General features: G+C 71.2%; 22 protein-coding genes. 17 read left to right on the top strand and 5 right to left on the bottom strand.

Translation table 11 applies throughout. The features are described 5' to 3' along the window. Positions 1–87: 87 nt before the first annotated feature. Entirely contained in the window at positions 88–462 is a 375-nt protein-coding gene (locus tag ACLJQE_RS05120; RefSeq protein ID WP_410637770.1) for an FKBP-type peptidyl-prolyl cis-trans isomerase, read from the bottom strand. Between the two features lie 141 nt (positions 463–603). On the opposite strand from ACLJQE_RS05120, the gene ACLJQE_RS05125 reads away from it, so the two are divergent. From ACLJQE_RS05125 to ACLJQE_RS05150, 6 genes are all read left to right on the top strand, one after another. Further along, positions 604–3,822, top strand: coding sequence for a penicillin acylase family protein (locus tag ACLJQE_RS05125; RefSeq protein ID WP_410637771.1), 3,219 nt, complete (start codon positions 604–606; stop codon positions 3,820–3,822). Between the two features lie 76 nt (positions 3,823–3,898). Next, complete coding sequence (locus ACLJQE_RS05130; RefSeq protein WP_410637772.1) at positions 3,899–4,939, top strand: trans-sulfuration enzyme family protein; 1,041 nt, start codon at positions 3,899–3,901, stop codon at positions 4,937–4,939. Between the two features lie 58 nt (positions 4,940–4,997). Then, positions 4,998–5,771, top strand: a complete 774-nt coding sequence (locus ACLJQE_RS05135; protein WP_410637774.1) for a hypothetical protein — start codon at positions 4,998–5,000, stop codon at positions 5,769–5,771. Then, positions 5,768–6,355, top strand: a complete 588-nt coding sequence (locus ACLJQE_RS05140; RefSeq protein ID WP_410637775.1) for a class F sortase — start codon at positions 5,768–5,770, stop codon at positions 6,353–6,355. The genes ACLJQE_RS05135 and ACLJQE_RS05140 overlap by 4 nt, the downstream gene beginning before the upstream one ends. Positions 6,356–6,569: 214 nt before the next feature. Beyond that, entirely contained in the window at positions 6,570–7,232 is a 663-nt protein-coding gene (locus ACLJQE_RS05145; RefSeq protein WP_410637776.1) for a hypothetical protein, read from the top strand. A gap of 4 nt (positions 7,233–7,236) precedes the next feature. After that, positions 7,237–7,836 carry a class F sortase gene (locus ACLJQE_RS05150; RefSeq protein ID WP_410637777.1) on the top strand — a complete coding sequence of 200 codons (600 nt, stop codon included), beginning with the start codon at positions 7,237–7,239 and terminating at the stop codon, positions 7,834–7,836. 47 nt (positions 7,837–7,883) lie between these two features. On the opposite strand, the gene ACLJQE_RS05155 is transcribed toward ACLJQE_RS05150, so the two are convergent. Both ACLJQE_RS05155 and ACLJQE_RS05160 read right to left on the bottom strand, forming a co-directional pair. Further along, positions 7,884–8,924 carry a patatin-like phospholipase family protein gene (locus tag ACLJQE_RS05155; RefSeq protein WP_410637778.1) on the bottom strand — a complete coding sequence of 347 codons (1,041 nt, stop codon included), beginning with the start codon at positions 8,922–8,924 and terminating at the stop codon, positions 7,884–7,886. Positions 8,925–8,934: 10 nt separating this feature from the next. Beyond that, positions 8,935–9,681: a FadR/GntR family transcriptional regulator gene (locus ACLJQE_RS05160; RefSeq protein WP_410637779.1), complete on the bottom strand. Its 747-nt coding sequence runs from the start codon at positions 9,679–9,681 to the stop codon at positions 8,935–8,937. A gap of 66 nt (positions 9,682–9,747) precedes the next feature. On the opposite strand from ACLJQE_RS05160, the gene ACLJQE_RS05165 reads away from it, so the two are divergent. From ACLJQE_RS05165 to ACLJQE_RS05210, 10 genes are all read left to right on the top strand, one after another. Further along, positions 9,748–11,238 carry an ABC transporter substrate-binding protein gene (locus ACLJQE_RS05165; RefSeq protein ID WP_410637780.1) on the top strand — a complete coding sequence of 497 codons (1,491 nt, stop codon included), beginning with the start codon at positions 9,748–9,750 and terminating at the stop codon, positions 11,236–11,238. After that, a complete protein-coding gene (locus tag ACLJQE_RS05170; protein WP_410637781.1) occupies positions 11,235–12,179 on the top strand; it encodes an ABC transporter permease in 945 nt (314 codons plus the stop codon). Before ACLJQE_RS05165 ends, ACLJQE_RS05170 begins: the two co-directional genes overlap by 4 nt. After that, the gene (locus ACLJQE_RS05175; protein WP_410637782.1) at positions 12,179–12,985 is read left to right on the top strand and encodes an ABC transporter permease; all 807 of its coding nucleotides are present in this window, start codon (positions 12,179–12,181) and stop codon (positions 12,983–12,985) included. Before ACLJQE_RS05170 ends, ACLJQE_RS05175 begins: the two co-directional genes overlap by 1 nt. Beyond that, positions 12,982–13,713: an ABC transporter ATP-binding protein gene (locus ACLJQE_RS05180; RefSeq protein ID WP_410637783.1), complete on the top strand. Its 732-nt coding sequence runs from the start codon at positions 12,982–12,984 to the stop codon at positions 13,711–13,713. The genes ACLJQE_RS05175 and ACLJQE_RS05180 overlap by 4 nt, the downstream gene beginning before the upstream one ends. Further along, positions 13,710–14,483, top strand: coding sequence for an ABC transporter ATP-binding protein (locus ACLJQE_RS05185; protein ID WP_410637784.1), 774 nt, complete (start codon positions 13,710–13,712; stop codon positions 14,481–14,483). Before ACLJQE_RS05180 ends, ACLJQE_RS05185 begins: the two co-directional genes overlap by 4 nt. Next, positions 14,476–15,888, top strand: a complete 1,413-nt coding sequence (locus ACLJQE_RS05190) for an aldehyde dehydrogenase family protein (protein ID WP_410637785.1) — start codon at positions 14,476–14,478, stop codon at positions 15,886–15,888. Before ACLJQE_RS05185 ends, ACLJQE_RS05190 begins: the two co-directional genes overlap by 8 nt. Beyond that, entirely contained in the window at positions 15,885–16,640 is a 756-nt protein-coding gene (locus ACLJQE_RS05195; protein WP_410637786.1) for an SDR family NAD(P)-dependent oxidoreductase, read from the top strand. The genes ACLJQE_RS05190 and ACLJQE_RS05195 overlap by 4 nt, the downstream gene beginning before the upstream one ends. Before the next feature lie 9 nt (positions 16,641–16,649). Then, positions 16,650–18,035, top strand: a complete 1,386-nt coding sequence (locus ACLJQE_RS05200) for an amidase (protein ID WP_410637787.1) — start codon at positions 16,650–16,652, stop codon at positions 18,033–18,035. A 79-nt stretch (positions 18,036–18,114) separates the two neighbouring features. Then, positions 18,115–18,636, top strand: a complete 522-nt coding sequence (locus ACLJQE_RS05205) for an RNA polymerase sigma factor (protein WP_410637788.1) — start codon at positions 18,115–18,117, stop codon at positions 18,634–18,636. Then, on the top strand, positions 18,629–19,498 hold the full coding sequence (locus ACLJQE_RS05210) for a CU044_5270 family protein (protein WP_410637789.1): 870 nt from the start codon (positions 18,629–18,631) through the stop codon (positions 19,496–19,498). Before ACLJQE_RS05205 ends, ACLJQE_RS05210 begins: the two co-directional genes overlap by 8 nt. Before the next feature lie 40 nt (positions 19,499–19,538). Here ACLJQE_RS05210 and ACLJQE_RS05215 read toward each other — a convergent pair whose 3' ends face one another. Together ACLJQE_RS05215 and ACLJQE_RS05220 are read right to left on the bottom strand one after the other, a co-directional pair. Next, positions 19,539–20,390: an HpcH/HpaI aldolase/citrate lyase family protein gene (locus ACLJQE_RS05215; RefSeq protein ID WP_410637790.1), complete on the bottom strand. Its 852-nt coding sequence runs from the start codon at positions 20,388–20,390 to the stop codon at positions 19,539–19,541. Continuing rightward, positions 20,387–21,457, bottom strand: a complete 1,071-nt coding sequence (locus tag ACLJQE_RS05220) for an HpcH/HpaI aldolase/citrate lyase family protein (protein ID WP_410637791.1) — start codon at positions 21,455–21,457, stop codon at positions 20,387–20,389. The genes ACLJQE_RS05215 and ACLJQE_RS05220 overlap by 4 nt, the downstream gene beginning before the upstream one ends. A 422-nt stretch (positions 21,458–21,879) precedes the next feature. Between ACLJQE_RS05220 and ACLJQE_RS05225 the strand changes: the two genes are divergently transcribed. Further along, the gene (locus ACLJQE_RS05225; RefSeq protein ID WP_410637792.1) at positions 21,880–22,533 is read left to right on the top strand and encodes a hypothetical protein; all 654 of its coding nucleotides are present in this window, start codon (positions 21,880–21,882) and stop codon (positions 22,531–22,533) included. Positions 22,534–22,547 lie beyond the last annotated feature (14 nt).

The raw sequence follows: 22,547 nt of genomic DNA on the forward strand, positions 1-22,547 counted from the left end.
CCGACGTTAGGGCCGCTGCCGCGGGCGGGGAATTCCCTGGCCGGGCGTCACCCGGTGGTCCATCGGGTGACGCCCGGCCCGTGGGGATCAGTTCACGCCGACCAGGTCGACGACGAAGATGAGGGTCTCGCCCGGCTTGATCACGCCGCCCGCGCCGCGGTCGCCGTAGGCCAGGTGCGGCGGGATCACCAGCTTGCGGCGGCCGCCGGTCTTCATCCCCGCGACACCCTGGTCCCAGCCGGAGATGACCTGACCGGCCCCGAGGCCGAAGCGCAGCGGCTCGCCGCGGTTCCAGGACGCGTCGAACTCTTCGCCGGTCGAGTGCGCGACGCCGACGTAGTGCACGGTGACGGTCTTGCCCGCCGTGGCCTCCGCGCCGTCACCGACGGTGAGGTCGGTGATCTCCAGGTCGGCCGGCGCTGGTCCGTCCGGGCGGTCGATGAGGGGCTTTTCCAAGGTCATGGGCCTCACCGTACCGACGCCGTGAGGGCTGCGCCGATCGGCCTACGCCCAAGGAGGGGAAAAACGCGAAAACTCTTCACACTTCGGCTACTGCTGGGTAGCGTGCGCTTCGTCACTTTTCTGGACTGAGGGGAGCCCGGCATGCGACGTCGCATCCGCGCCCTGACCGTTACGACACTGGGGGCCCTCGTGGCCGGTCTGACCCAGGTCGCCGTCACCGCGCCGGCCGCGCAGGCGGCCGTGTCGCCCGACGACTACTGCGGCGGGCAGTGCAGCGACATCCTCCCGCCCGGCGAACAGGGGAGTGCCACCCTCGCGGAGATCCTGGCGCACAAGCTGCTCGGCACCCGCCCGGCGCACTCGGCCGACCAGCTCGGGAAGTACTCCTCGCTGGCCACCGGCTACAAGACGCTGACCACCAGCGCGATCAACCAGTACTTCAACGACGCCTCGTTCGGCGTCCCGGCCGACCAGGTGGCGAGCACGACGAAGCCGCGTGCCGACGTCACGATCGTGCGGGACAAGGCCCTCGGCGTCCCGCACATCACCGGGACCACCCGCGCCGGCACCGAGTTCGGCGCCGGGTACGCGGCCGCGCAGGACCGGCTGTGGCTGATGGACGTGCTGCGCCACGCCGCCCGCGGGCAGGTCACCTCCCTCGCCGGTGGCGCCGAAGCCAACCGCGAGCTCGAGCAGTCGTTCTTCGCGAACGCGCCGTACACCGAAGCCGAGATGCAGCAGCAGATCGACCGCGTCGCCGCCAGCGGCCCGCGCGGTGCGCAGGGGCTCGCCGACGCGCAGGCCTACGTGGACGGCATCAACAAGTACATCGCCGACTCGCGCAGCGGCCGGTACTTCCCCGGCGAGTACGTGCTGACCGGGCACATCGACTCGATCACCAACGCCGGGACGATCGACCCGTTCAAGCTGACCGACCTGGTCGCGCTCGCCTCGCTGGTCGGCGCCCAGTTCGGCGCGGGCGGCGGCGGCGAGGTGCAGAACGCCATCGCGAAGCTCGCGCTGCAGGAGAAGTACGGCCTCGTGCAGGGCGAGAAGGTGTGGCAGAGCCTGCGCTCGGCGGACGACCCCGAGGCCGTCAAGACGCTGCACGACGGCCAGACCTTCCCGTACGGCAAGACACCGGTCAACGCGGTCGGGCAGGCCATGCCGGACAAGAACTCGGTGACCCCGCAGCAGCTGGTGTTCGACAAGACCGGCTCCGCGGCCACCGCCACGCCGTCCACCGTGGACGTCGCCGCGCCCGCCGAGCAGGAGCCGGCCCGCGGGATGTTCGAGAACGGCGTGCTGCCGGGCAACATGCTGAGCGAGAAGCACGGCATGTCCAACGCGCTGCTCGTCTCCGGCGCCAAGACCGCCAGCGGCCACCCGGTCGCCGTGTTCGGCCCGCAGACCGGGTACTTCGCTCCGCAGCTGCTGATGTTGCAGGAACTGCAGGGGCCGGGGATCAGCGCGCGCGGTGCGGCGTTCGCGGGCCTGAGCCTGTACGTGCTCCTCGGCCGCGGCCAGGACTACTCGTGGAGCGCGACGACGTCGGGCCAGGACATCATCGACACCTACGCGTTGCAGCTGTGCGACCCGAGCGGCAACGCGCCGACGAAGGACTCGAACCACTACACCTACCAGGGCAAGTGCGTGCCGATGGAGACCGTGGAGGTGAAGAACGCCTGGAAGCCGACGCTGGCCGACGGCACCGCGGCCGGCTCCTACACGTTGCGCAGCTACCGGACGAAGTACGGCCCGGTGCAGAGCCGGGCGACCGTCGGCGGCAAGCCGGTGGCGTACGCGGCGCTGCGCTCGACCTACTTCCACGAGGTCGACTCGCTCATCGGCTTCCAGGAGCTGAACGACCCGACCTTCGTCAAGTCCGCGGCGGACTTCCAGAAGGCCGCGCAGGACATCAACTTCACGTTCAACTGGTTCTACGCCGACTCCAAGGACATCGCCTACTACAACTCCGGTGCCAACCCGGCGCGGCAGTCCGATGTGGACCCGAACATGCCGGTGTGGGGTGACCAGGGGCACGACTGGACCGGCTGGAACCCGGCGGGCAACCAGGCGAACCTCACGCCGCCGTCGCAGCACCCGCAGTCGATCAACCAGGACTACTACGTCAGCTGGAACAACGCGCAGGCCAACGGCTACGCGGCGGCCGGGGCGGACAAGTCCGCCGTGCACCGCGCCGACCTGCTCGACTCCCGGGTGAAGAAGCTGATCAACAGCGGCACCAAGGTCACCCGGGCGAACTTGACCCAGGCGATGTCGGAAGCCGCGGTGGCCGACCTGCGTGCCGAGCGCGTGCTGCCGCTGCTGCTGCAGGTGCTGGACAAGGCGCCGGTCACCGGCGCGGCGGCGGACGCCGTGGCGAAGCTGCGGACCTGGCTCTCGCACGGCCAGCTGCGGACGGAGACGTCGGCGGGCAGCAAGACCTACGCCGACGCGGACGCGATCCGGATCTTCGACGCCTGGTGGCCGCTGCTGGTCCAGGCCGAGTTCAAGCCCGGCATGGGTGACGCCGCCTACAACGCCATGACCGGCGTGCTGGGCATCAACGAAAGCCCGTCCGGCTGGCAGAACGGCAACGGGCAGCACGCCGGCCAGCCCCACAAGGGTTCGTCGTTCCAGTTCGGCTGGTGGGGTTACGTCAGCAAGGACATCCGGCAGGTGCTCGGCCAGCCCGTGGCCGGCCCGCTCGGGCAGACGTTCTGCGGCGGCGGCAACGTCACCGCGTGCCGCCAGGCGCTCGTCGACTCGCTGACCACGGCCGCCGGCCAGGCCGCGAACACCGTCTACCCCGGTGACGCGTCCTGCTCGGCCGGTGACCAGTGGTGCGCCGACTCGATCGTGCACAACGCGCTCGGCGGCATCACGCAGGACAAGATCAGCTGGCAGAACCGCCCGACGTTCCAGCAGGTCGTCGAGTTCGCCGCGCACCGCGGGGACAACGTCGCGAACCTCGCGGCGACGAAGACGGTCAGCGCCACCAGCGCCGAGTCCGGCTTCTACAACTCGCCGGCGTCGAACGCGATCGACGGGAACACCTCGAGCCGCTGGGCCAGCGACTGGAGCGACGACCAGGCGATCACCGTCGACCTCGGTTCGGTCCAGCAGGTCTCGCGGGTGATGCTCAACTGGGAGTCCGCGTACGGCAAGGGTTACCGGATCCAGCTCTCGCCGGACGCCGTGCACTGGACGGACGCGGCCGTGGTGACCGACGGCGACGGCGGCCAGGACAACGTCTCGTTCGCCGCGACCCCGGCCCGGTTCGTGAAGCTGCAGGGCGTCCAGCGCGGCACCAAGTACGGCTACTCGCTGTACGAGTTCGAGGTGTACGCGCACTGAGCCGGTAGGCACTGAGAAGCCAGGCCGGGGCACTCGCGGACGCGTGCGTGCCCCGGCCGCCCCTTATCGTGGGCTGATGGACGACTGGACGCCTCGCACCAAGGCCATCGCCGCCGGCCGGCCGCACGGTCCTGGCGAGCCGCTGAACACCCCGCTCGTCGCCACCAGCACCTACCAGGCCGGTGGCGATTTCGTGTACGCGCGCGGCGACGGGACACCGACGTGGCACGCGCTCGAGGAAGCCGTCGGGGCGCTGGAAGGCGGGCAGGCGACGGCCTTCGCGTCCGGGGTCGCCACCCTGGCGGCGGTGCTCGATCTGCTGCCGGTCGGGTCGCGGGTCGCCGTCCCGACGTTCAGCTACGCCGTGACGCGGGGGGTGCTGGCCCACGCGCAGAAGCTCGGCAAGCTCGCCGTCACCGAGCTCGAGCCCACGGACACCGATGCCTGGGTCGCCGAGGCCGCGACGTCCGACCTGGTCTGGCTGGAGTCGCCGACCAACCCGACCCTCGACGTGATGGACATCGAGACGATCGCGGCCGCCGCGCGCGGCCGGGTCGTCGTCGACAACACCTTCGCGACGCCGTTGCAGCAGCGGCCGCTCGAACTCGGCGCGGACGTCGTCGTGCACAGCGCGACCAAGCTCATCGGCGGGCACAGCGACCTGCTGCTGGGCATCACGGTGGCCAAGGACCCGGCCGTCGCGGCCGAGCTGCGCGGCGCGCGGACGCGGGTGGGGTCGACGCCCGGCGCCCTCGAAGCCTGGCTCGCCCTCAGGGGGCTGCGGACCATGCCCGTCCGGCTCGCGGAGCAGTCCCGGACCGCCGCGCTGCTGGCGGAGCGGCTCGCCGGGCACCCCGCGGTGCGGCGGGTGCGCTACCCGGGCTTCGGGATGATGGTCTCCTTCGACCTCGCCGACGCGGAGACGGCGGACCGCTTCTGCGCGTCGGTCCGGCTGATCCGCTCGGCGACGAGCCTCGGCGGCGTCGAGAGCCTGGTCGAGCGGCGGGCGTGGCTGGCGGGCGAGGAGCGCGTCCCGGCCGGGCTGGTCCGGTTCAGCGTCGGCCTGGAGGACCCCGGGGACCTGTGGGAGGACCTGACGTTCGCCCTCACGGAGTAACGCGGGCCGCCGAAACGTCGATAGTCGCGACATCGCAGGTCGATGTTGGGAGTGCACCGTGGGCAGCACGCTGAGCCGGGTCGCCGGAGTCGTTTTCGCAGGTGCGCTCGCCGCCTTCGCCGCCGCGCCCGCCGCGCTGGCGCAGACGGAAACCAGCACGTCGCCCACGGAAACCACCACGTCTGCTTCGGAGACGGCAACCTCGGGCAGCCCGACGAGCACGCCTGCGTCGGAGACGCCGTCCACGGTGCCGTCGTCCACGTCGGGCATCGCGACCGCGACCCCGGACCAGCCCGAGGCCGAGACCACGGACAAGCGGATCGCGCCCAAGGCGGAACCCGAGCTCAAGGACGACACCCAGGCGCCGGCGAAGGGCGACGACTACCAGGACAACGCCGGCCACGGCTTCGTCGGCCTCGGCGGCGAAGGAGTCCTGGTCATCGGCTGCGCGGCCGGAGCGCCCGGGAACGTGGCGACCCAGTACCTGAGCGTCACCGGTGGCCCGGACCAGGACGAGGCCGACGGCCGCTACTGGAACTACTCGGTGCGCGTGGTCGACGCCCCGGCCGGCACGACCACCGCCAAGTTCAGCTGGACCTGTGCCGGCGTCGAAGGCAACGGGATCGTCGAAGTCCGGCAGGACGAGCCGCCGGCCCCGACGAGCACGACCACGACCACGAGCAGCTCTTCGCCGTCGAGCACCGCGCCGATCACCACGGCGGCCGCCACCACGGCCGGCTCCGCGCCCGCCGGCAACGCCGCGCCGAAGGCCCAGGTCAAGGTCGAGCCCAAGGGCGGCGTCGAGACCGGCTTCGGCGGCACGGCCCGGTGACGGCCCGCCGGGCGGGTGCGGCGCTCGCCCTGGTGCTGGCCCTCGCCGGGTGCGCTACCGCCGAACCACCGAAACCCGCGGCGGCACCGGTGCCGTCGGTGCCGTCTTCGGTGCCGGTGACCAAGCCGTTCAAGGGCCTCCGCCCGACGTCGGTGCGGATCCCGAAGATCGGCGCGGAGTCCAGCCTGCTGGCCGTCGCCGTGAAACCCGACGGTTCGATCTCCGTCCCGTCGGTGCACACGCCGATGCAGGCGGCCTGGTACAAGCTCTCGCCGGTGCCCGGCGACGTCGGCCCGGCGGTCGTGCTCGGGCACGTCGACGGCGACCGGAAACCCGGTATCTTCTTCAAACTGAAGGACCTGGCACCCGGCGACGAGGTCGACATCGACCGCAGCGACGGGCGCAAGCTGAAGTTCGTCGTCGACCGCGTCACCCAGGTCCCGAAGGACACGTTCCCGCGCGAGGCCGTCTACGGCAACAGCGACAAACCCGAGCTGCGGCTGATCACCTGCGGTGGCGCATTCGATCACGCAGAGCACAGCTACCGGGACAACATCATCGTTTACGCGAACCTGGCCGGGTGATCACCGGCGAAAGCGCGGCCGGCGGCACCGTCCGATGTGGATTTCGCCGGGCCGGAACGTTACCGGTTTCCGCAGTGCTTTTCTTCACCTTCAATTCGTTTCCGGCATATGTCGCCGATAGGGCAGGATGTCCTGGTCGCCCGATCTTGTGCGTTCAGCACCGGGCGGCTCGCGTAGTGGGGGTCATTGCGCGTTTCCTTCCCTGGGAGTCACCTTGAAGAAGACCCTGGGCCGTCTTGCGGGCGCTGTGCTCGCGGGGGCCCTGCTCACGCTCACCGTCTCGCCTGCCGCGCTCGCGCAGGAGGCTCCGGTCACCTCGACGACCGAGGCCGCGCCCACCTCCGAGGCGCCGCCCACGACGACGGGAGCACCCACGAGCACCTCGGCTCCGTCCTCGGAGCAGCCCACCTCGCAGCAGCCGACGTCGTCGCAGCCGACGTCGACCGGCACCGGCACGCCCACCTCGAGCAAGCCGACCAAGCCCAGCACGCCGACCACCGAGCCGACCGACCCGTTCCCGCACGGTGACGACTACCTCGACGACGTCGCGTACGCGTGGGAGTTCGACGGCGGCGCCGGCATCCTGGTCATCGCCTGCGCGGCGGGCGAGCCGCGGGACGTCAGGGCCAACGACTTCACCGTGGCCGCCGGCCCGTTCCAGGACGGTGCGGACGGCCGCTACTGGGGCTTCGACATCCAGCTCAACGACGGCAAGCACCTGACCGACACCACCGAGGTCTCCTGGACCTGCGAGGGCAAGCCGGTCACCCGGCCGGTCGGTCACGGCGGCGGCTCGGCCACCGTCGGCGGCCAGGTCAAGGTGACCCCGAAGAACGGCGGCGTCGAGACCGGCGACGGCGCGACGGCCCGGTCCTGACCGCATGACCACGCAGTTCCGCCGTGGCGGCCGCGTGCTCGCGGCCGCACTGGCGCTGTCCTTCGCACTGGCCGGCTGCGGGACCTCCACCCCGCAGGCGGCGGCCCCGTCCTCGTCCGCACCGGCCCCGCCGCCGGTGACCAAGCCGTTCGCCGGCCTGCGCCCGACGCAGCTGAACATCCCGAAGATCGGCGCGCAGTCGTCGCTGGTCTCGGTGCTGCCGAAGGCCGACGGCGGGATCTCGGTCCCGTCGGTGCACACGCCGATGCAGGCGGCCTGGTACAAGATGTCGCCCGTGCCCGGCGAAACCGGGCCCGCGGTCGTGCTCGGGCACGTCGACGGCGACAAGAAACCCGGGATCTTCTTCAAGCTGAAGGACCTTGTCCCGGGTGACGAGGTGGACGTCGACCGCAGTGACGGCAAGAAGGTGAAGTTCGTCGTCGAGCGCGTGGAACAGGTCCCCAAGGAGACGTTCCCACGTGAGGCCGTCTACGGCAACAGCGACAAACCGCAGCTTCGGCTGATCACCTGCGGTGGTGCGTTCGACCAAGCCGAGCACAGCTACAAAGACAACGTGATCGTGTACGCCAACCTCGTGGCGTGATTTCCCGCTGAAGGCCACCTCCGCGACGGAGGTGGCCTTCAGCGCGTTCAGCCGACGCCCGAGCCGGGGTACGGGAACGCGGGCTTCAGCGCGGTGCCGGGGCACACCCAGCGCCGCATGCCCGCGTCGCAGACCGCGTACCCCCAGTTGATCAGCCGGTCCTGCGTGGTTTCGGACAGCCGGGTCAGCCGGGTCTTCGTCTCGGCGAGCCGCCGGGTCTGCGCGGCCGGCGCCGGCAGCGCGTCCGGCAGTTCGAAGTTTTCGATGTCGCTGTAGGTCGCCCAGTACGTCCCGGCGTACGTCTTGTCCTCATAGGACTTGAGCAGCGAGCCGGTCCGCAGCTCGCGGACCTGGTTGTCCATCACGGTCAGCACGCGCAGCAGCTGCATCGGCCAGTTGTGCCTCGGCTTGGCCTCGTGCCGCATCTTCTTGCCCGCGTCGCTGACCAGGACGGTCGCCCGCTGGTTCTCGATCGGGTCGAGGCCGAGGTTGTCGTACACGCCGGCGTCGCTGAGCACGATCTTGCGACCGGGCTCGTGCGGATCGGGGATCACGACCGGGGACAGCATGGGCGGGAACGCCGACGACGCGGCGACCGCGGTGGCGAGCGGGATCTGCCCGTGCGGGCCGGGCTGGCGGAAGAACCACCACAGCGAGCCGTCCTGCAGGCTGGTCGCGGTGAACACGAAGTTCGGCCCGGCCGGGTCGAGGTCCGCCAGGCAGCAGTCGCCGAAGAGGTGCTTCGCGTAACGTGACGCCAGTTCTTCGCCCGCGCTGCGCCACGGGATGAACATCGCCTTCAGCGTCACCGGGACGTCGAGGTTGGTGCGGGCCAGCTTCCGCAGCGGCGCCACGACCTCCTTGCCGAAGTTCTCCGCGACGCCGTCTTCGCCGAAGTACAGCTTGTGCCACGCGTGCGCGAGCACCCCGGCCGCGATCGAACCGCCGGAGACGCTGGAGACGGTGGTGAGCTTCGGCAGCCAGCCGAGCTCGTTGAGCCGCCAGAGCGCGCCGGCGTGGAAGAGCATTGCGCGGTAGCCGCCGCCCGAGAGCGCGAGGCCGACGCCGTCCCGTTTCGCCGAGTCCACGTCGGCGAGTTTAGGGCCGCAGCAAAGGCGCCAGCAGTGGCCGCTGCCCGGCCGGGACGTATTCGGCGTAGTTGTCGTACAACGCCTGTTTGGCCAGGTGTGCCGCGGCCGCGCCGTCGGCCGCGCGGATCGCGTCGAGCACCTCGGCGTGGTGGGCGAGCCAGGCGCGCATCAGCGACGTCCGGTTGCTGGCGTGCTCCAGCTTGTCCTCGATCAGTTCCAGCACCACCCCGCGCACGACCTCTTCGCTGACCACCAGCAGGGGATTGCGGGAGATGCGCGCGATCACCTCATGGAAGGCGACGTCGGCGCGGCTGAACTCGGCATAGCCGTGGGAGACGCCTTCGCGCATCGACTCCAGGGCCGCGTCGAGGCCGGTCAGGTCGTCTTCGGTGCGGAGTTCGGCGGCGAGCAGGTGGGCCGAGCCGTCGAGGATCATCCGGAACTGCAGCAGCTCGGCGAGCCCGACGTGGTCGGCGCGCGCGAGCCGGTGCATCGACCGGTGCAACGCGGCGGGCGAGGCGGCCAGCACCTCCGGGCCGCGCGGGTCCCCGGGCCGGGACCGGATCATCTCGGCCGCCTGCAGCACGCGCAGGGCTTCGCGGATCGTCGAACGGCCGACGCCGAACTGCGTCATCAGCTCGCGCTCGCTCGGCAGGCGTTCTCCCGGCTTGAGCGTGCCGCTCACCACGGCCTGCTCGATCTGCTCGACGACCCGCTCGTACGCGCGGACCGGAGCCACCGGTTCGAACCGCATCCCTTGACCTCGTCGTCCGCTCGGTGCAGGCTACTGGTCAGACCAGTGTACCCACCTGGAGGCCGAATGAAAGCCCGGATCACCGCGTGCGCAGCAGCCTTGCTGCTCGTGGCGGCCGGTTGCTCGGCCGGCTCGTCGGCCAGTGTTTCCGCAGGCCCGGACACACTTTCCGTCGGCTTCACGGCGGAACCGGCGAACTTCGACTTCACGCGCACCGACGGCGCCGCCATTCCGCAGGCGCTGCTCTACAACGTCTACGAAGGCCTGGTGAAGCTCGACGCACAGGGCCGGGTGGTGCCGTTGCTCGCGCAGTCGTGGACGATCAGCCCGGACCGGCGCACCTACGACTTCAAGCTGCGGCAGGGCGTCAAGTTCAGCAACGGCGCCCCCTTCACCGCCGAAGACGTCAAGTTCTCGCTCATGCGGGTGAAGACCGCCTGGACGATCTCGATCAAGTCGGCGATGGACGTCGTCGACCACGTCGACGCCGTCGCGCCGGACCACGCGCGGGTGGTGCTGGCCAAGCCGTCCAACGGCTGGCTGTTCAGCCTCACCAGCCGGCTCGGCGCGATGTTCAGCCCGGCCGGCGTCGCCGACCTGGCGAACAAGCCGGTCGGCACCGGGCCGTACGTCGTGGCGGCGCGCAAGCGCGGCGACTCCGTGGTGCTGAAGGCGAATCCCGCGTACTGGGGCCGGAAACCGGCCTACGGCACGGTGGTCCTCAAGTACATCAAGGACCCGACCGCGCTGAACAACGCGTTGTTCAGCAACGGCATCGACGTCATCTCCGCGATCACCGCACCCGACTCGATCCCGCAGTTCCAGGCCGACGACCGGTTCCAGGTCGTCCAGGGCACGACGAACTCCGAAGTCACGCTGGCCATGAACAACGCGCGGCCGCCGCTGAACGACGTCCGCGTGCGCCAGGCCCTGACGTACGCGATCGACCGCAAGGCGTTGCTCGACACCGCGTGGGCCGGGCGCGGGACGTTGATCGGCAGCATGGTCCCGCCGACCGACCCCTGGTACGAAGACCTGGCGAACGTCCACCCGTTCGACCCCGCGCGGGCCAAGGCGTTGCTGTCCGAGGCCCGCGCGACGAACCTGAACCTGCGGCTGCGGATCCCGAACCTGCCGTACGCGGTGTCGGCCGCGCAGGTCGTCCAGTCGCAGCTCGCCGACGTCGGCGTGCGGACCACGATCGAGCCGCTCGACTTCCCGGCGGTGTGGCTCAAGCAGGTGTTCACCGACCACGACTACGACCTGTCGATCATCCAGCACGTCGAGGCGCGGGACATCACGACGTTCGGGAAGCCGAAGTACTACTGGGGGTACGACAGCAAGCGCGTCCAGCAGCTGCTCGCCGAGGCGGACGGCGGGACGCCGGAGCAGCAGGTCGCGGACATGAAGCAGGTGGCGCGCCAGCTGACCGCCGATGCCGCCGCGGACTGGCTGTTCCTGTTCCCCAACGTGATCGTCGCGAAGACGAAGGTCGGCGGATTCGTGCAGAACCAGGTCAGCGAGTCGTTCGACCTCACCGGGCTGGCGCCGCGATGACGGCCAGGGTGGTGCGCCGGGTGGCGATCTTCGTGGTCAGCGTGCTGGTCGCGTCGATCGTGGTGTTCCTGTTCATGGCGGTGCTGCCGGGCGATCCGGCGCAGGTCGCGCTGGGCGTCAACGCGACGCCGGAGCTGCTGGCCAAGACGCGCGCGGAGTTCGGCATCGACCGCCCGCTCCTCACCCAGTACTTCGACTGGATCGGCGGGGTGCTGCACGGCGACTTCGGCCGCTCGTACGTGACGCGGGACGCGATCGGCCCGCAGCTGCTCGACCGCCTCGGCGTGACGCTGTGGCTGGTCGGCGCGGGCATGCTGGTGGCGCTGGTGATCGCCGTGCCGGCCGGGACGTTCGCCGCGGTCAAGCACCGGAAGGCGGCCGGCGCGGGTGTCTCGGGCCTGTCGCAGATCGGCGTCGCCATCCCCGCGTTCCTCGCCGGGATCATCCTGGTGCAGATCTTCGCCGTGCAGCTGCGCTGGCTGCCGTCGGGCGGGTGGACGCCGCCGAACCAGGACTTCGGCGAGTTCTTCCGTGGTCTGGTCCTGCCCGCGCTGTCGCTCGGTTTGGTGCAGGGCGCGGTGCTCACGCGCTACGTGCGTTCCGCCGTGCTGGACACGCTCGGCCAGGACTACCTGCGCACCGCGCGCTCGAAGGGGTTGCGGCCGGGACAGGCCTTGGTGCGCCACGGCTTGCGCAACGCGTCCGTGCCGGTGGTCACCGTGCTGGGCCTCCAGCTGGCGACGCTGCTGATCGGCGCGGTCGTCGTCGAGCGCGTGTTCGTGCTGCCGGGCCTCGGCTCGATGCTGCTGGACGCCGTGTCGGCGCGTGACCTGCTGACCGTGCAGGGGATCGTGCTCGTCCTGGTGGTCGGTGTGCTGCTGGTCAACTTCGTCGTCGACGTCCTCTACACCGTGCTCGATCCGCGATTGCGGGGTTCGTGATGCGCAATCTGGTCATCGGCGGGGTGCTCGTCGGCCTGGTGGTGCTGGCCGCGCTGCTGTCGTTCGCGTGGACGCCGTTCGACCCGGTGAAGGTGGACGCGACCCACCGGCTGCTCGGCTTCACCGGCTCCCACTGGTTCGGCACCGACAAGTTCGGCCGCGACCTGCTGAGCCAGCTCATGGTCGGCGCGCGGACCACCCTGTACGTCGGGGTCGTCGCGGTCGGCATCGCGGCCGTGATCGGCACGCCGCTGGGCATCCTCGCGGGCATGTCCCCGCGCCGGCTCGGCGAGTTCGTGATGCGCGTCAACGACCTCGTGCTCGCGTTCCCCGCGCTGCTGCTGGCCATCATGTTCGGTGCGGTGTTCGGGGCGGACACGCTGACCGCGATGGTCGCGATCGGCATCGCCACGATCCCGTCGTTCGCACGGATCGCCCGGTCCGGGACGCTGCAGGTGATGAGCACCGAGTTCGTGCTCGCCGCCCGCGCGGGTGGGCGCTCGCGGCTGAACATCGCGCTGCGGCACGTGCTGCCGAACATCTCCGGCCTGCTGATCGTGCAGGCGTCGGTGTCGTTCGCGATCGCCGTGCTCGCCGAGGCGGCGTTGTCGTTCCTGGGCTTCGGGACGCGGCCGCCGACGCCGTCGTGGGGCCGGATGCTGCAAGAATCCCAGGAACTGCTGACCGTGCAGCCGCGGCTGGCGCTGGTGCCGGGGATCGCGATCGCCATCGCCGTGCTCGGCTTCAACCTCCTCGGCGACGGCCTCCGCGACCGCCTCGACCCTCGATTGGCGGCACGCGTATGACGCTCTCGGTGCGCGGGCTCAGCGTCTCTTCGCTGGTCCGGGACGTTTCTTTCGAGATCGGCGCCGGCGAGCGCGTCGGCCTGATCGGCGAGTCCGGCTCCGGGAAGTCGCTGACCGCGCTGGCGGTCATGGGCCTGCTGCCCGAGGAGCTGCCCGCGTCCGGCTCGGTTTCCCTGCACGGCCGGGAGCTGCTGGGAATGTCCGAAAAGGACCTTTCCCGGCTGCGCGGCGACGAGCTGGCCATGGTGTTCCAGGAGCCGATGACGGCGTTGAACCCGGCCATGCGCGTCGGGCGCCAGGTCACCGAGCCCGGCCGCATCCACGGACGCCGTCACCGCGCCGAGGACCTGCTGTCGGCGGTGGGCTTGCCGGGCACGGCCCGCGCGTACCCGCACCAGCTGTCGGGCGGCCAGCGGCAGCGGGTCGTGCTCGCGATGGCCTTGGCCAACAGCCCGTCACTGCTGATCTGCGACGAGCCGACGACCGCCCTCGACGTCACGGTCCAAGCCCAGATCCTGTCGCTCATCAAGAGGGCACTTTCACGTGAAAGTGCCCTTCTCTTCATCACGCACGACCTCGCGGTGGTCGCGTCGGTGTGTGAGCGCGTGCTGGTGATGCTGGACGGCGAGATCGTCGAAGCCGGCTCGACGCGCGAAGTGCTGACGCAGCCGAAGCACGAGTACACGCGGAAGCTGCTGGCCGCCTCGGACCTGGAGGCCCGGCGATGACCGTCATCGAAGTCCGCGACCTCGAACGCCGCTACGCCCGGCGGGACGTCCACGCGCTGCGCGGCGTCAGCTTCGACGTCGAGGCGGGCCGGCGGTTCGGCATCGTCGGCGAGTCCGGCTCGGGCAAGTCCACGCTGGTCCGGCTGCTGGCCGCGCTCGACAAGCCGACCGCCGGCACGGTCTCGTTCCAGGGCAGGCGCATCGACAACCTGCCCGAACGCAAGCTCGGCTTCCTGCGCTCGGAACTGCAGATCGTCTTCCAGGACCCGATGGGCTCACTCGACCCGCGGATGCGCGTGCGCGACATCGTTTCCGAGCCGATGGGCCGACGGCAACCCGACCGCGTCGCCGAGCTGCTCGCCGCCGTCGGCCTCCCCGCCGACGCCGCCCAGCGCTACCCGCACCAGTTCTCCGGCGGCCAGCGGCAGCGGATCTCGATCGCCCGCGCACTCGCGCCGAACCCGAGCGTGCTGATCGCCGACGAGCCGGTCAGCGCGCTCGACGTCTCCGTGCGCGGCCAGATCCTCGACCTCCTGGCGTCGCTGGTGGACCAGTTCGCGCTGACGCTCATCTTCGTGTCGCACGACCTCGGCGTCGTCCGGCACGTCTGCGACCGGGTCGCGGTGATGCGCCGCGGCGAGCTCGTCGAGCTCGGCGACGTGGCGCAGGTCTACGACGCGCCGCAGCACGAGTACACCCGGGAACTGCTGGAAGCCGCGCCGAACCTGCGCGCGGAACTGGCCCGGCTGCGTGGAGGTGAAGATGACTGACTACCCGGACGGCCTGCCGGTCGGCGCGGGCTGGGTGTCCACTGTGGATACCGAAGAAATCGTTTTCCCCTATGACGGGAGCGTGATCGGCCACGCACCGGTCGGCACTCCTGCGCTGGCTTCACGCGCGGTGGACGAAGCTGTCGCCGTGGCGCGCGAAGTGGCTTCACTGCCTTCGCGGGTTCGTCGTTCGCTGCTCAACGACGTCGCCGCCGCGGTGCGTTCTCACCGCGAGGAGTTCGAGAACCTGCTCGTGCTGGAGACCGGCAAGCCGCTGGTCGACTGCCGTGTCGAGGTCGCACGCACGATCGTCACCTGGGAAGCCGCCGCCGAAGAGGTGTCCCGGCTGCACGGCGAAACCGTGCCGCTGGACCTGTTGCCGTCCGGCGACGGACTGGTCGGGTTCTGGAAGCGCAAGCCGATCGGTGTGGTCGTCGGCATCGCGGGCTTCAACTACCCGCTGCTGCTCGCGTCGCACAAGATCGCGCCGGCGATCGCCGCAGGCTGCCCGGTGATCGTCAAGCCGGCCCCGCAGACGCCGCTGGCCACGCTGTGGCTGGTGCACCTGGTCCGGCAGTTCGCTTCGCTGCCGTCGATGGTCCAGCTGGTCACCGGGGACGCATCGGTGGGCGCCGCACTGACGACCGACCGCCGGATCGGCGCGGTGTCGTTCACCGGCTCGGCCGCGGTCGGCCACCGCATCGCCCGCGACGCGGCCCCGACGAAGACGCTGCTGGAACTCGGCTCCAACGCGGCACTCGTGGTCGCGGAAGACGCCGACCTCGAGGCGGCGGTGGACGCCGTGCTGCGCGGCGGGTTCTACGCGTCCGGTCAGGCGTGCATCTCGGTGCAGCGGGTCCTGGTCGTCGCGTCGGTGGCGTCCGAGTTCACCGAACGGCTCCTCGCGCGGCTGGACGAGGTCGTCGTCGGCGATCCCCGCGACGAGAAGACGCGGGTGTCCGCGCTGATCGACCCCGCGTCCACCGAGCGCGTCGCCGCGTGGATCGAGAAATCCGGCGCACGCCGGGTCGGCGGTGGGATCGACGGCACCGTGCTGCGGCCGACCGTCCTGCTCGACGTCCCGGACGGCGTCGAGGCCTGGGACGAGGAGATCTTCGGCCCGGTCGTCTGCGTGCGCACGGTGTCCGATGTGGACGAAGCGTTCGCCGCGGTGAACGCGTCCCGCTACGGTCTCCACGCCGGCGTCTACAGCAAGTCGCTGAACACGGCGTTCCGCGCGCTCGACGAGCTGGAGGTCGGCGGTGTCGTCGTCAACGAGGTGCCCGGCTTCCGCTCCGACACCATGCCCTACGGCGGCGTGAAGGACTCCGGCATCGGCCGCGAAGGGCCGCGCTTCGCCATCGAAGAGCTGACCGTGACGAGGATGGCGGTGCTGCGCCCGTGAACTATTCGACGCTGTTCCGGCTCGATGGACGGCGGGCCGTCGTGCTCGGTGCCGGTGGCATCGGCCGCGAAGCCGCGCGGGCGCTGGCCGCGCACGGCGCTGACGTGGTGTGCGCGGACCGCGACCTCGATGCCGCGCGCGAAACCGGCGTCGGCGAGGTCTACGAGGTCGACCTCTTGGAGCCCGGCGCGATCGATCGCGCGGCGACGGACCTCGGCCCGCAGGACGTCGTCGTGCTGACCGCCGCCACGAACGTCCGCAAACGTTTGCTCGACTACACGCGCGAGGAGTTCGACCGCGTCATCGCGCTGAACCTCGGCGTGACGTTCGAAGTCGTCCGGGCGTTCGGCGCCGACATGGTCACGCGCGGGCGGGGCAGCATCATCGGCTTCTCGTCGATCCGCGGCACGACCGTCGAGCCCGGTCAGGGCCCGTACGCGGCCACCAAGGCCGGGCTCGTCCAGCTGTTCCGGACGGCGGCGGCGGAGTTCGGCCCGGCCGGGGTCCGGGTCAACGCGATCGCTCCCGGCGTCGTCGAGACCCCGCTGACCGCGCAGATCAAGGCGAACCCCGAGTGGTACGACGCGTACGCGGCGAAGAGCGCGTTGGGCCGCTGGGCGCGTCCGGACGAACTCGCCGGAGCGGTCGTGTACCTCGCTTCGGACGCTTCGTCGTTCGTGACCGGCTCCGTGCTGGCCGTGGACGGTGGCTGGACCGCCGTCGACGGCCGTTTCGACCCGCCTGCCTCGTGAGGAGCGTGCATGACCGAGCTGCCTGACCTGACCGCCGTCGAGCTCGTCGCGCAGTACCGCGCGAAGACGCTCTCGCCGGTCGAGGTGACCGAAGCCGTTGTCGCGCGTGTCGAAGCGCGAGAGCCGGAGCTGCACGCGTTGTACGCGTACGACCCTTCGGGTGCTCTCGAAGACGCGAAGGCGTCCGAAGCCCGCTGGGCGGCCGGCGAACCCCTGGGCCCGATCGACGGCGTCCCGCTCACGCTCAAGGAGAACATCGCGACCCGCGGCACGCCGGTGCCACTGGGCACGGCGGCGGCGACGCTCGCCCCGGCCGCCGAGGACGCCCCGGCGGCGGCGCGGGTCCGCGAATCCGGTGGCCTCCTGCTGGCCAAGACGACCATGCCGGACTACGGGATGCTGAGCTCCGGGCTGTCGAGTTTCCACGCCACGGCCCGCAACCCGTGGCAACCGGCGGCCACACCGGGCGGGTCCAGCGCGGGTGCGGGCGCGGCGGCCGCGGCGGGCTACGGCCCGCTGCACGTCGGCACGGACATCGGCGGCTCGATCCGGCTGCCCGCGGGCTGGTGCGGCCTGGTCGGCCTGAAGCCGAGCTTCGGGCGGGTGCCGGTCGACCCGCCGTTCCTGGGCCGGGTCGCCGGCCCGATGACCCGCACGGTCGCCGACACGGCGTTGCTGATGAGCGTGCTCTCGTGCCCGGACCCGCGTGACCACCTGTGCCTGCCGCCGTCGGACCTCGACTGGTCCGCGCTGGACGGCTCGTTGACCGGCCTGCGCGTCGGCCTGCAGCTCGAGGCCGGCCTCGGCCTCCCGGTGGACCCGGCGATCCGCGACGCCGTCACCGCGGCGGCCCGGGCGTTCGAAGCGGCGGGCGCGGTCGTCGAGCCGGTCGAGCCGTTCCTGACCCGCGAGATGCTCGACGGCCTCGACGTGTTCTGGCGCACGCGGGCGTGGTCCGACCTGACGGCCCTGCCGCCCGACCGCCGCGCGAAGGTCCTGCCGTACATCGCCGACTGGGCGGCGGGCGGCGCGAACGCGTCCGGTGTGGACGTCTACCGCGGCTTCGCGCAGATCGACGTGATGAGCGTCGCGGCCCTGCGTGCGACTTCGGCGTTCGACGTCGTCCTGTCCCCGGTCAGTCCGGTCGCGGCGCCGCCGGCGGAGTGGGCGTCGCCGACGAACGACCCGGCGCGGCCGTTCGAGCACATCGGGTTCACGGTGCCGTACAACATGTCCGGCCAGCCCGCGGTGTCGCTGAACTGCGGCTACACCGACGACGGCCGCCCGATCGGCCTCCAGCTCGCCGGCCGTCGCTTCGACGACCTCGGCGTGCTCCGCGTGGCCGCGGCGTACGAACGGCTCCGGCCGCCGCAGCGGCCCTGGCCGGTGGGGTAGGGAAGGAGTTCCGGACCTTCGGCGAAGTGGGGGTGAAGCTGTCGCCGACGGGAAGGAACCCCATGACAGAGGCAGCCCCATGACGGCGGCCACGATGCTGGGCAGCGAGCAGTTCACCGAGGTGCACGACCGCTACTTCCCGGACATCCACCGGTACGTCGCCGGGCGGCTCGGTGCCCAGGTCGCGGAGGACGTCGCCGCCGAGACGTTCCTCGTCGCCTTCGACCGCCGGAAGACGTTCGACGCCGCCCGCGGCGAACTGCGCGCCTGGCTGTTCGGCATCGCGACGAACCTGGTCTCCCGGCACCGCCGCAAGGAGGCCCGCCACTACCGCGCGCTCTCGCGGCTGGACCTGCGCGAGACCGCCGAAGGGCACGAAAACCGCGTCGTCGCTTCGCTGACGGTTGCGCGGCTGGGGAAGGCGTTGTCCCGGCTGTCCGCCGGCGAGCGCGACGTCCTGCTGCTCGTCGCGCTCGGCGACCTCGGTTACGCCGAAGTGGCCGAAGCACTCGGCATCTCCCCGGGCACGGTCGGCTCCCGGCTGACACGGGCCCGCAAGAAGCTCACCCCCGTTCTCGCCGAGGAGGCGTCCGATGAATGACCTGCAGACCCTGCGCGCGGCGCTCTCGCCCCACGAAGTGCCGCAGGACGTCGCCGACCGGAGCCGGCACCGGCTGCGGAACCACATGCTCGCGGGCCCTCGCCGCCGGGTGCGCCCGCTGGCGCTCGGTGCCGGTCTGGTGGCCGCCGCGGCCGCGGCCGCCGTCGTGGTGGCGACCCTGCCCGGCGCCCCGGCGCCCGCTCCGCAGCCGCAGGCCGTGGCCCCGGTCGTCACCGGCCGGCAGGTCCTGCTGGCGGCGGCCACGGTGGCCGAGCACGCCCCGGCGGGCACCGGCAAGTACTGGCACATCAAGACCGCCTCGGACAAGGAGGTCTACGAGTACTGGTACGCCTCCGACGGCCACCTGTTCTTCCGCGGTGCGAAGTCCGGTGGCCGGGTCATGCCGCTGGGGTTGTTCCCGTTGCGGCTGGCGGCCACCGAGGTGACCTTCGAGCAGCTCCGGACCCTGCCCACCGACCCGGCGGCGCTGCGGGACTGGCTCGTGAACGCGATCGCGCACAGCGGTGCCCGGACGAGCGCGGGTCCGTTCACCGCGGCGGACCGGGAACGGGAGCTGCTGCTGTCGATGGTTTCGCTGGTGTCGACCCTGCCCGCACCGCCGGCCGTGCGAGCGACGGCCTTCCGCTCGATCGCGGCGTACCCCGGCGTCCAGGACCTCGGTGCCGTCCCGGGCGGCCGAGGTTTCCTGCTGCCCGGGGAGTACCGCCTGGTGGTCGACCCGTCGACCGGCCGCATCAACCGGACGTCCATGTACGTGTCCCCGGACGGTGCGATCTACGTGGTCGCCAATCCGCAGGGCGCGCAGGTCAATGCCGAGTGGACGGACTCGCTGCCGAAGTGAACCGTCCCGGTGGCCGGGCAACCGGCCCGGCCACCGGGGTTCAGTTCTTGACGGCCTCGGCCAGCGCGAGCACGCGCCGCGCGTTGCCGACGTGCAGGTTCTCGATCATCCGGCCGTCCACGGTCACCACTCCGCGGCCTTCCTTCTGCGCTTCCTCGAAGGCCTCGATGATCCGGCGCGACCGGTCGATCTCTTCCTCGGACGGCGCGAAGATCCGGTTGCACGGCTCCACCTGCGCCGGGTGGATCAGCGTCTTGCCGTCGAAGCCGTACTGACGGCCCTGCTCGCACTCGGCCTCGAAACCTTCAAGGTCCTTCACGTCGTTGTAGACGCCGTCCAGGATGACCTTGCCGGTCGCCCGTGCGGCCAGCAGGCACAGCGAGAGGCCGCCGAGCAGCGGGCCACGGCCGGGCACGAACTCCGCGTGCAGCTCCTTGGCCAGGTCGTTCGTGCCCATCACCAGCACGGTGAGCCGCTCAGACGCTGCCGCGATCTCTTCGGCGTGCAGCATCGCGACCGGCGTCTCGACCATCGCCCAGATCTTCGTGTGGTCCGGCGCCCCGCCGAGCTCCAGCGCGCGCTCGATGTTGTGCACCTCGGCCGCCGAGTTCACCTTCGGCACGACCACCGCGGCCGGGCCCGCGGCCGCGGCCGCGCGCAGGTCGGCGTCGTGCCACTCGGTGTCGAGGCCGTTGACCCGGATCGTCACCTCGCGGGCGCCGTACGAACCGACCGCGGCACACACCCGCTCGCGCGCGGCTTCCTTGGCGTCGGGGGAGACGGCGTCCTCGAGGTCGAGGATCAGCGCGTCCGCCGGGATCGTCTTGGCCTTCTCCAGCGCGCGCTCGTTCGCGCCGGGCATGTAGAGGACAGAGCGCCGGGGCGTGGTCATCCGAGGGCCTCCTTGGTGGCGGCGTCGTAGGCCGCGGCGAGTTCGGGGTCGTCGGCCGCCAGTGCGTCAGCCAGTTCGGCGACCACGCGGCACTGCTTCACCGACGCGTCGTCCTGCATCTTGCCGTCGATCATCACCGCGCCCGTGCCGTCACCCATCTCGGCGATCACCCGGCGCGCCCAGGCCACATCGGACGGCGACGGCGAGAACACCTTCTTCGCGATGTCGATCTGCACCGGGTGCAGGCTCCACGCGCCCACGCAGCCGAGCAGGAACGCGTTGCGGAACTGGTCCTCGCACGCGACGACGTCGCGGATGTCCCCGAACGGCCCGTAGTACGGCAGGATCCCGTGCATCGCGCAGGCGTCGACCATCCGCGCCACCGTGTAGTGCCAGAGGTCCTGCTGGTAGGTCGTCCGGCCCTCGGTCAGGTCGTCGCCCGTCGGATCGGTCCGCACCAGGTAGCCCGGGTGGCCGCCGCCGACGCGGGTCGTCTTCATCCGGCGGCTCGCGGCCAGGTCGGCCGGGCCGAGCGAGATGCCCTGCATGCGCGGGCTCGCGCCGGCGATCTGCTCCACATTGGCCACCCCGCTCGCCGTTTCGAGGATGGCGTGCACCAGCAACGGCTTCGTCAGCCCGGCGCGCGCCTCGAGCTGGGCCAGCAGCCGGTCGACGTAGTGGATGTCCTGCGCGCCTTCGACCTTCGGCACCATGATGACGTCGAGCTTGTCGCCGATTTCGGTGACGAGCGTGATCAGGTCGTCGAGCACCCACGGCGAGTCCAGGCTGTTGACGCGCGTCCACAGCTGCGTCTTCCCGAAGTCGTTCGCCTTGGCGATCGCGACCAGGCCGGCCCGCGCGGCCTCCTTGCGGTCGGCGCGGACGGCGTCCTCGAGGTTCCCGAGCAGGACGTCGACCTTCTTCGCGATGTCCGGCACCTTCGCCGCCATCTTCTCGTTGCCGGGGTCGAAGAAGTGGATCATCCGGGACGGCGTCACCGGGATCTCCCGCACGGGTACGGGCGCGCCCAGGGCGAGCGGGGCGAAGAAGTCCTTCGGGGAGCGCATCGGTCCTCCACGGCGGCGGCTAAGTGACTGGTGGGTAACTTTAGTCCCGCGCGCCCGGCGCCGCTGCGGTGCAAGTCACCGCCGGGTGGGTGACGGCGGACATCCGCAGCTCAGCGGCCCGCGTCCACTGTGGATCCGGCCGTGGTTGCGCCGAACGGGCTAGCCGGACGGGTTTGGCCGATTCTGCCCCGGGTAATCGCCCGTAGCCGGACCGTAATGCCACTCACCCCCGCGATCACTCGGTTGGCCGCACCGTTCGACCGAAGTCCGATGACCGCCTACCGACCGGTCATCGATCGCTGGGCGCCGTCGATCGCAGCCACTCGCACTACCCGGCGACGCCGCGCCGCCGCGCTGTTAGACAAGTGAGGTGCCGGTTTCCCCCGGTCACGAAGCGGTGCAGGTTAGAAGGAGGCGGACTCGTGGCGGCTACACCTCAGAACACCGAGCGCTCGACGGTCGCCGGTGGCGCGAAGCGCAGCCGGTCGATGCCGAGCCGCGTGGTGCCGCCGATCGAGCTCCCCGCGAGCGTCGACGAGCTCGCCCGCGCCGCGGCCGCCCAGCTGGGCTGGAACGGCATCGTCCTGCCCGAGACCACCATCCTCGGCCGCAAGGTCTGCGTGGTCGCCAAGCTTCGCACCGACGTGCACGCCGAACGCATCGCGATGGGTGCCGGCCCGGTGGCCGACCGCGCCACCGTCGACACCTGGACCTGGCCGGAGCTGGCCGGAACCGCCCCCGCCCCGGCCGCCGAGATCGTCGGCGTCCTGGCCGTCGCGCGCCACTGGCGCACCGCGATGGCCTCCGCGGTTCCGTTCGCCCGCTACGGCGAGGCCGCGATGGTGCTCCCGTCGCCGGTCATCCTCACCGAGGACTACGTCGGCAACTGCCTGCCGCGTGCCCGCGCGTACGGCCTCGCCGTCGTGACCGCCGACCCGAACGCGGTCGTCGACCTCGACCTCGAGGGCCGCACCGAGCGCGTCGTGCTGGCCGAGGACCCGGTCTCCCGCCTGGTCAACGAGCTGGTCTACGACCACCTGCTGCGCACCGCCGAGGTCCCCGCGTCGCTCGACTGACGGGCTTGATCCCA

It is taken from the genome of Amycolatopsis sp. lyj-346, from assembly GCF_046548975.1.
Lineage (GTDB): Bacteria > Actinomycetota > Actinomycetes > Mycobacteriales > Pseudonocardiaceae > Amycolatopsis.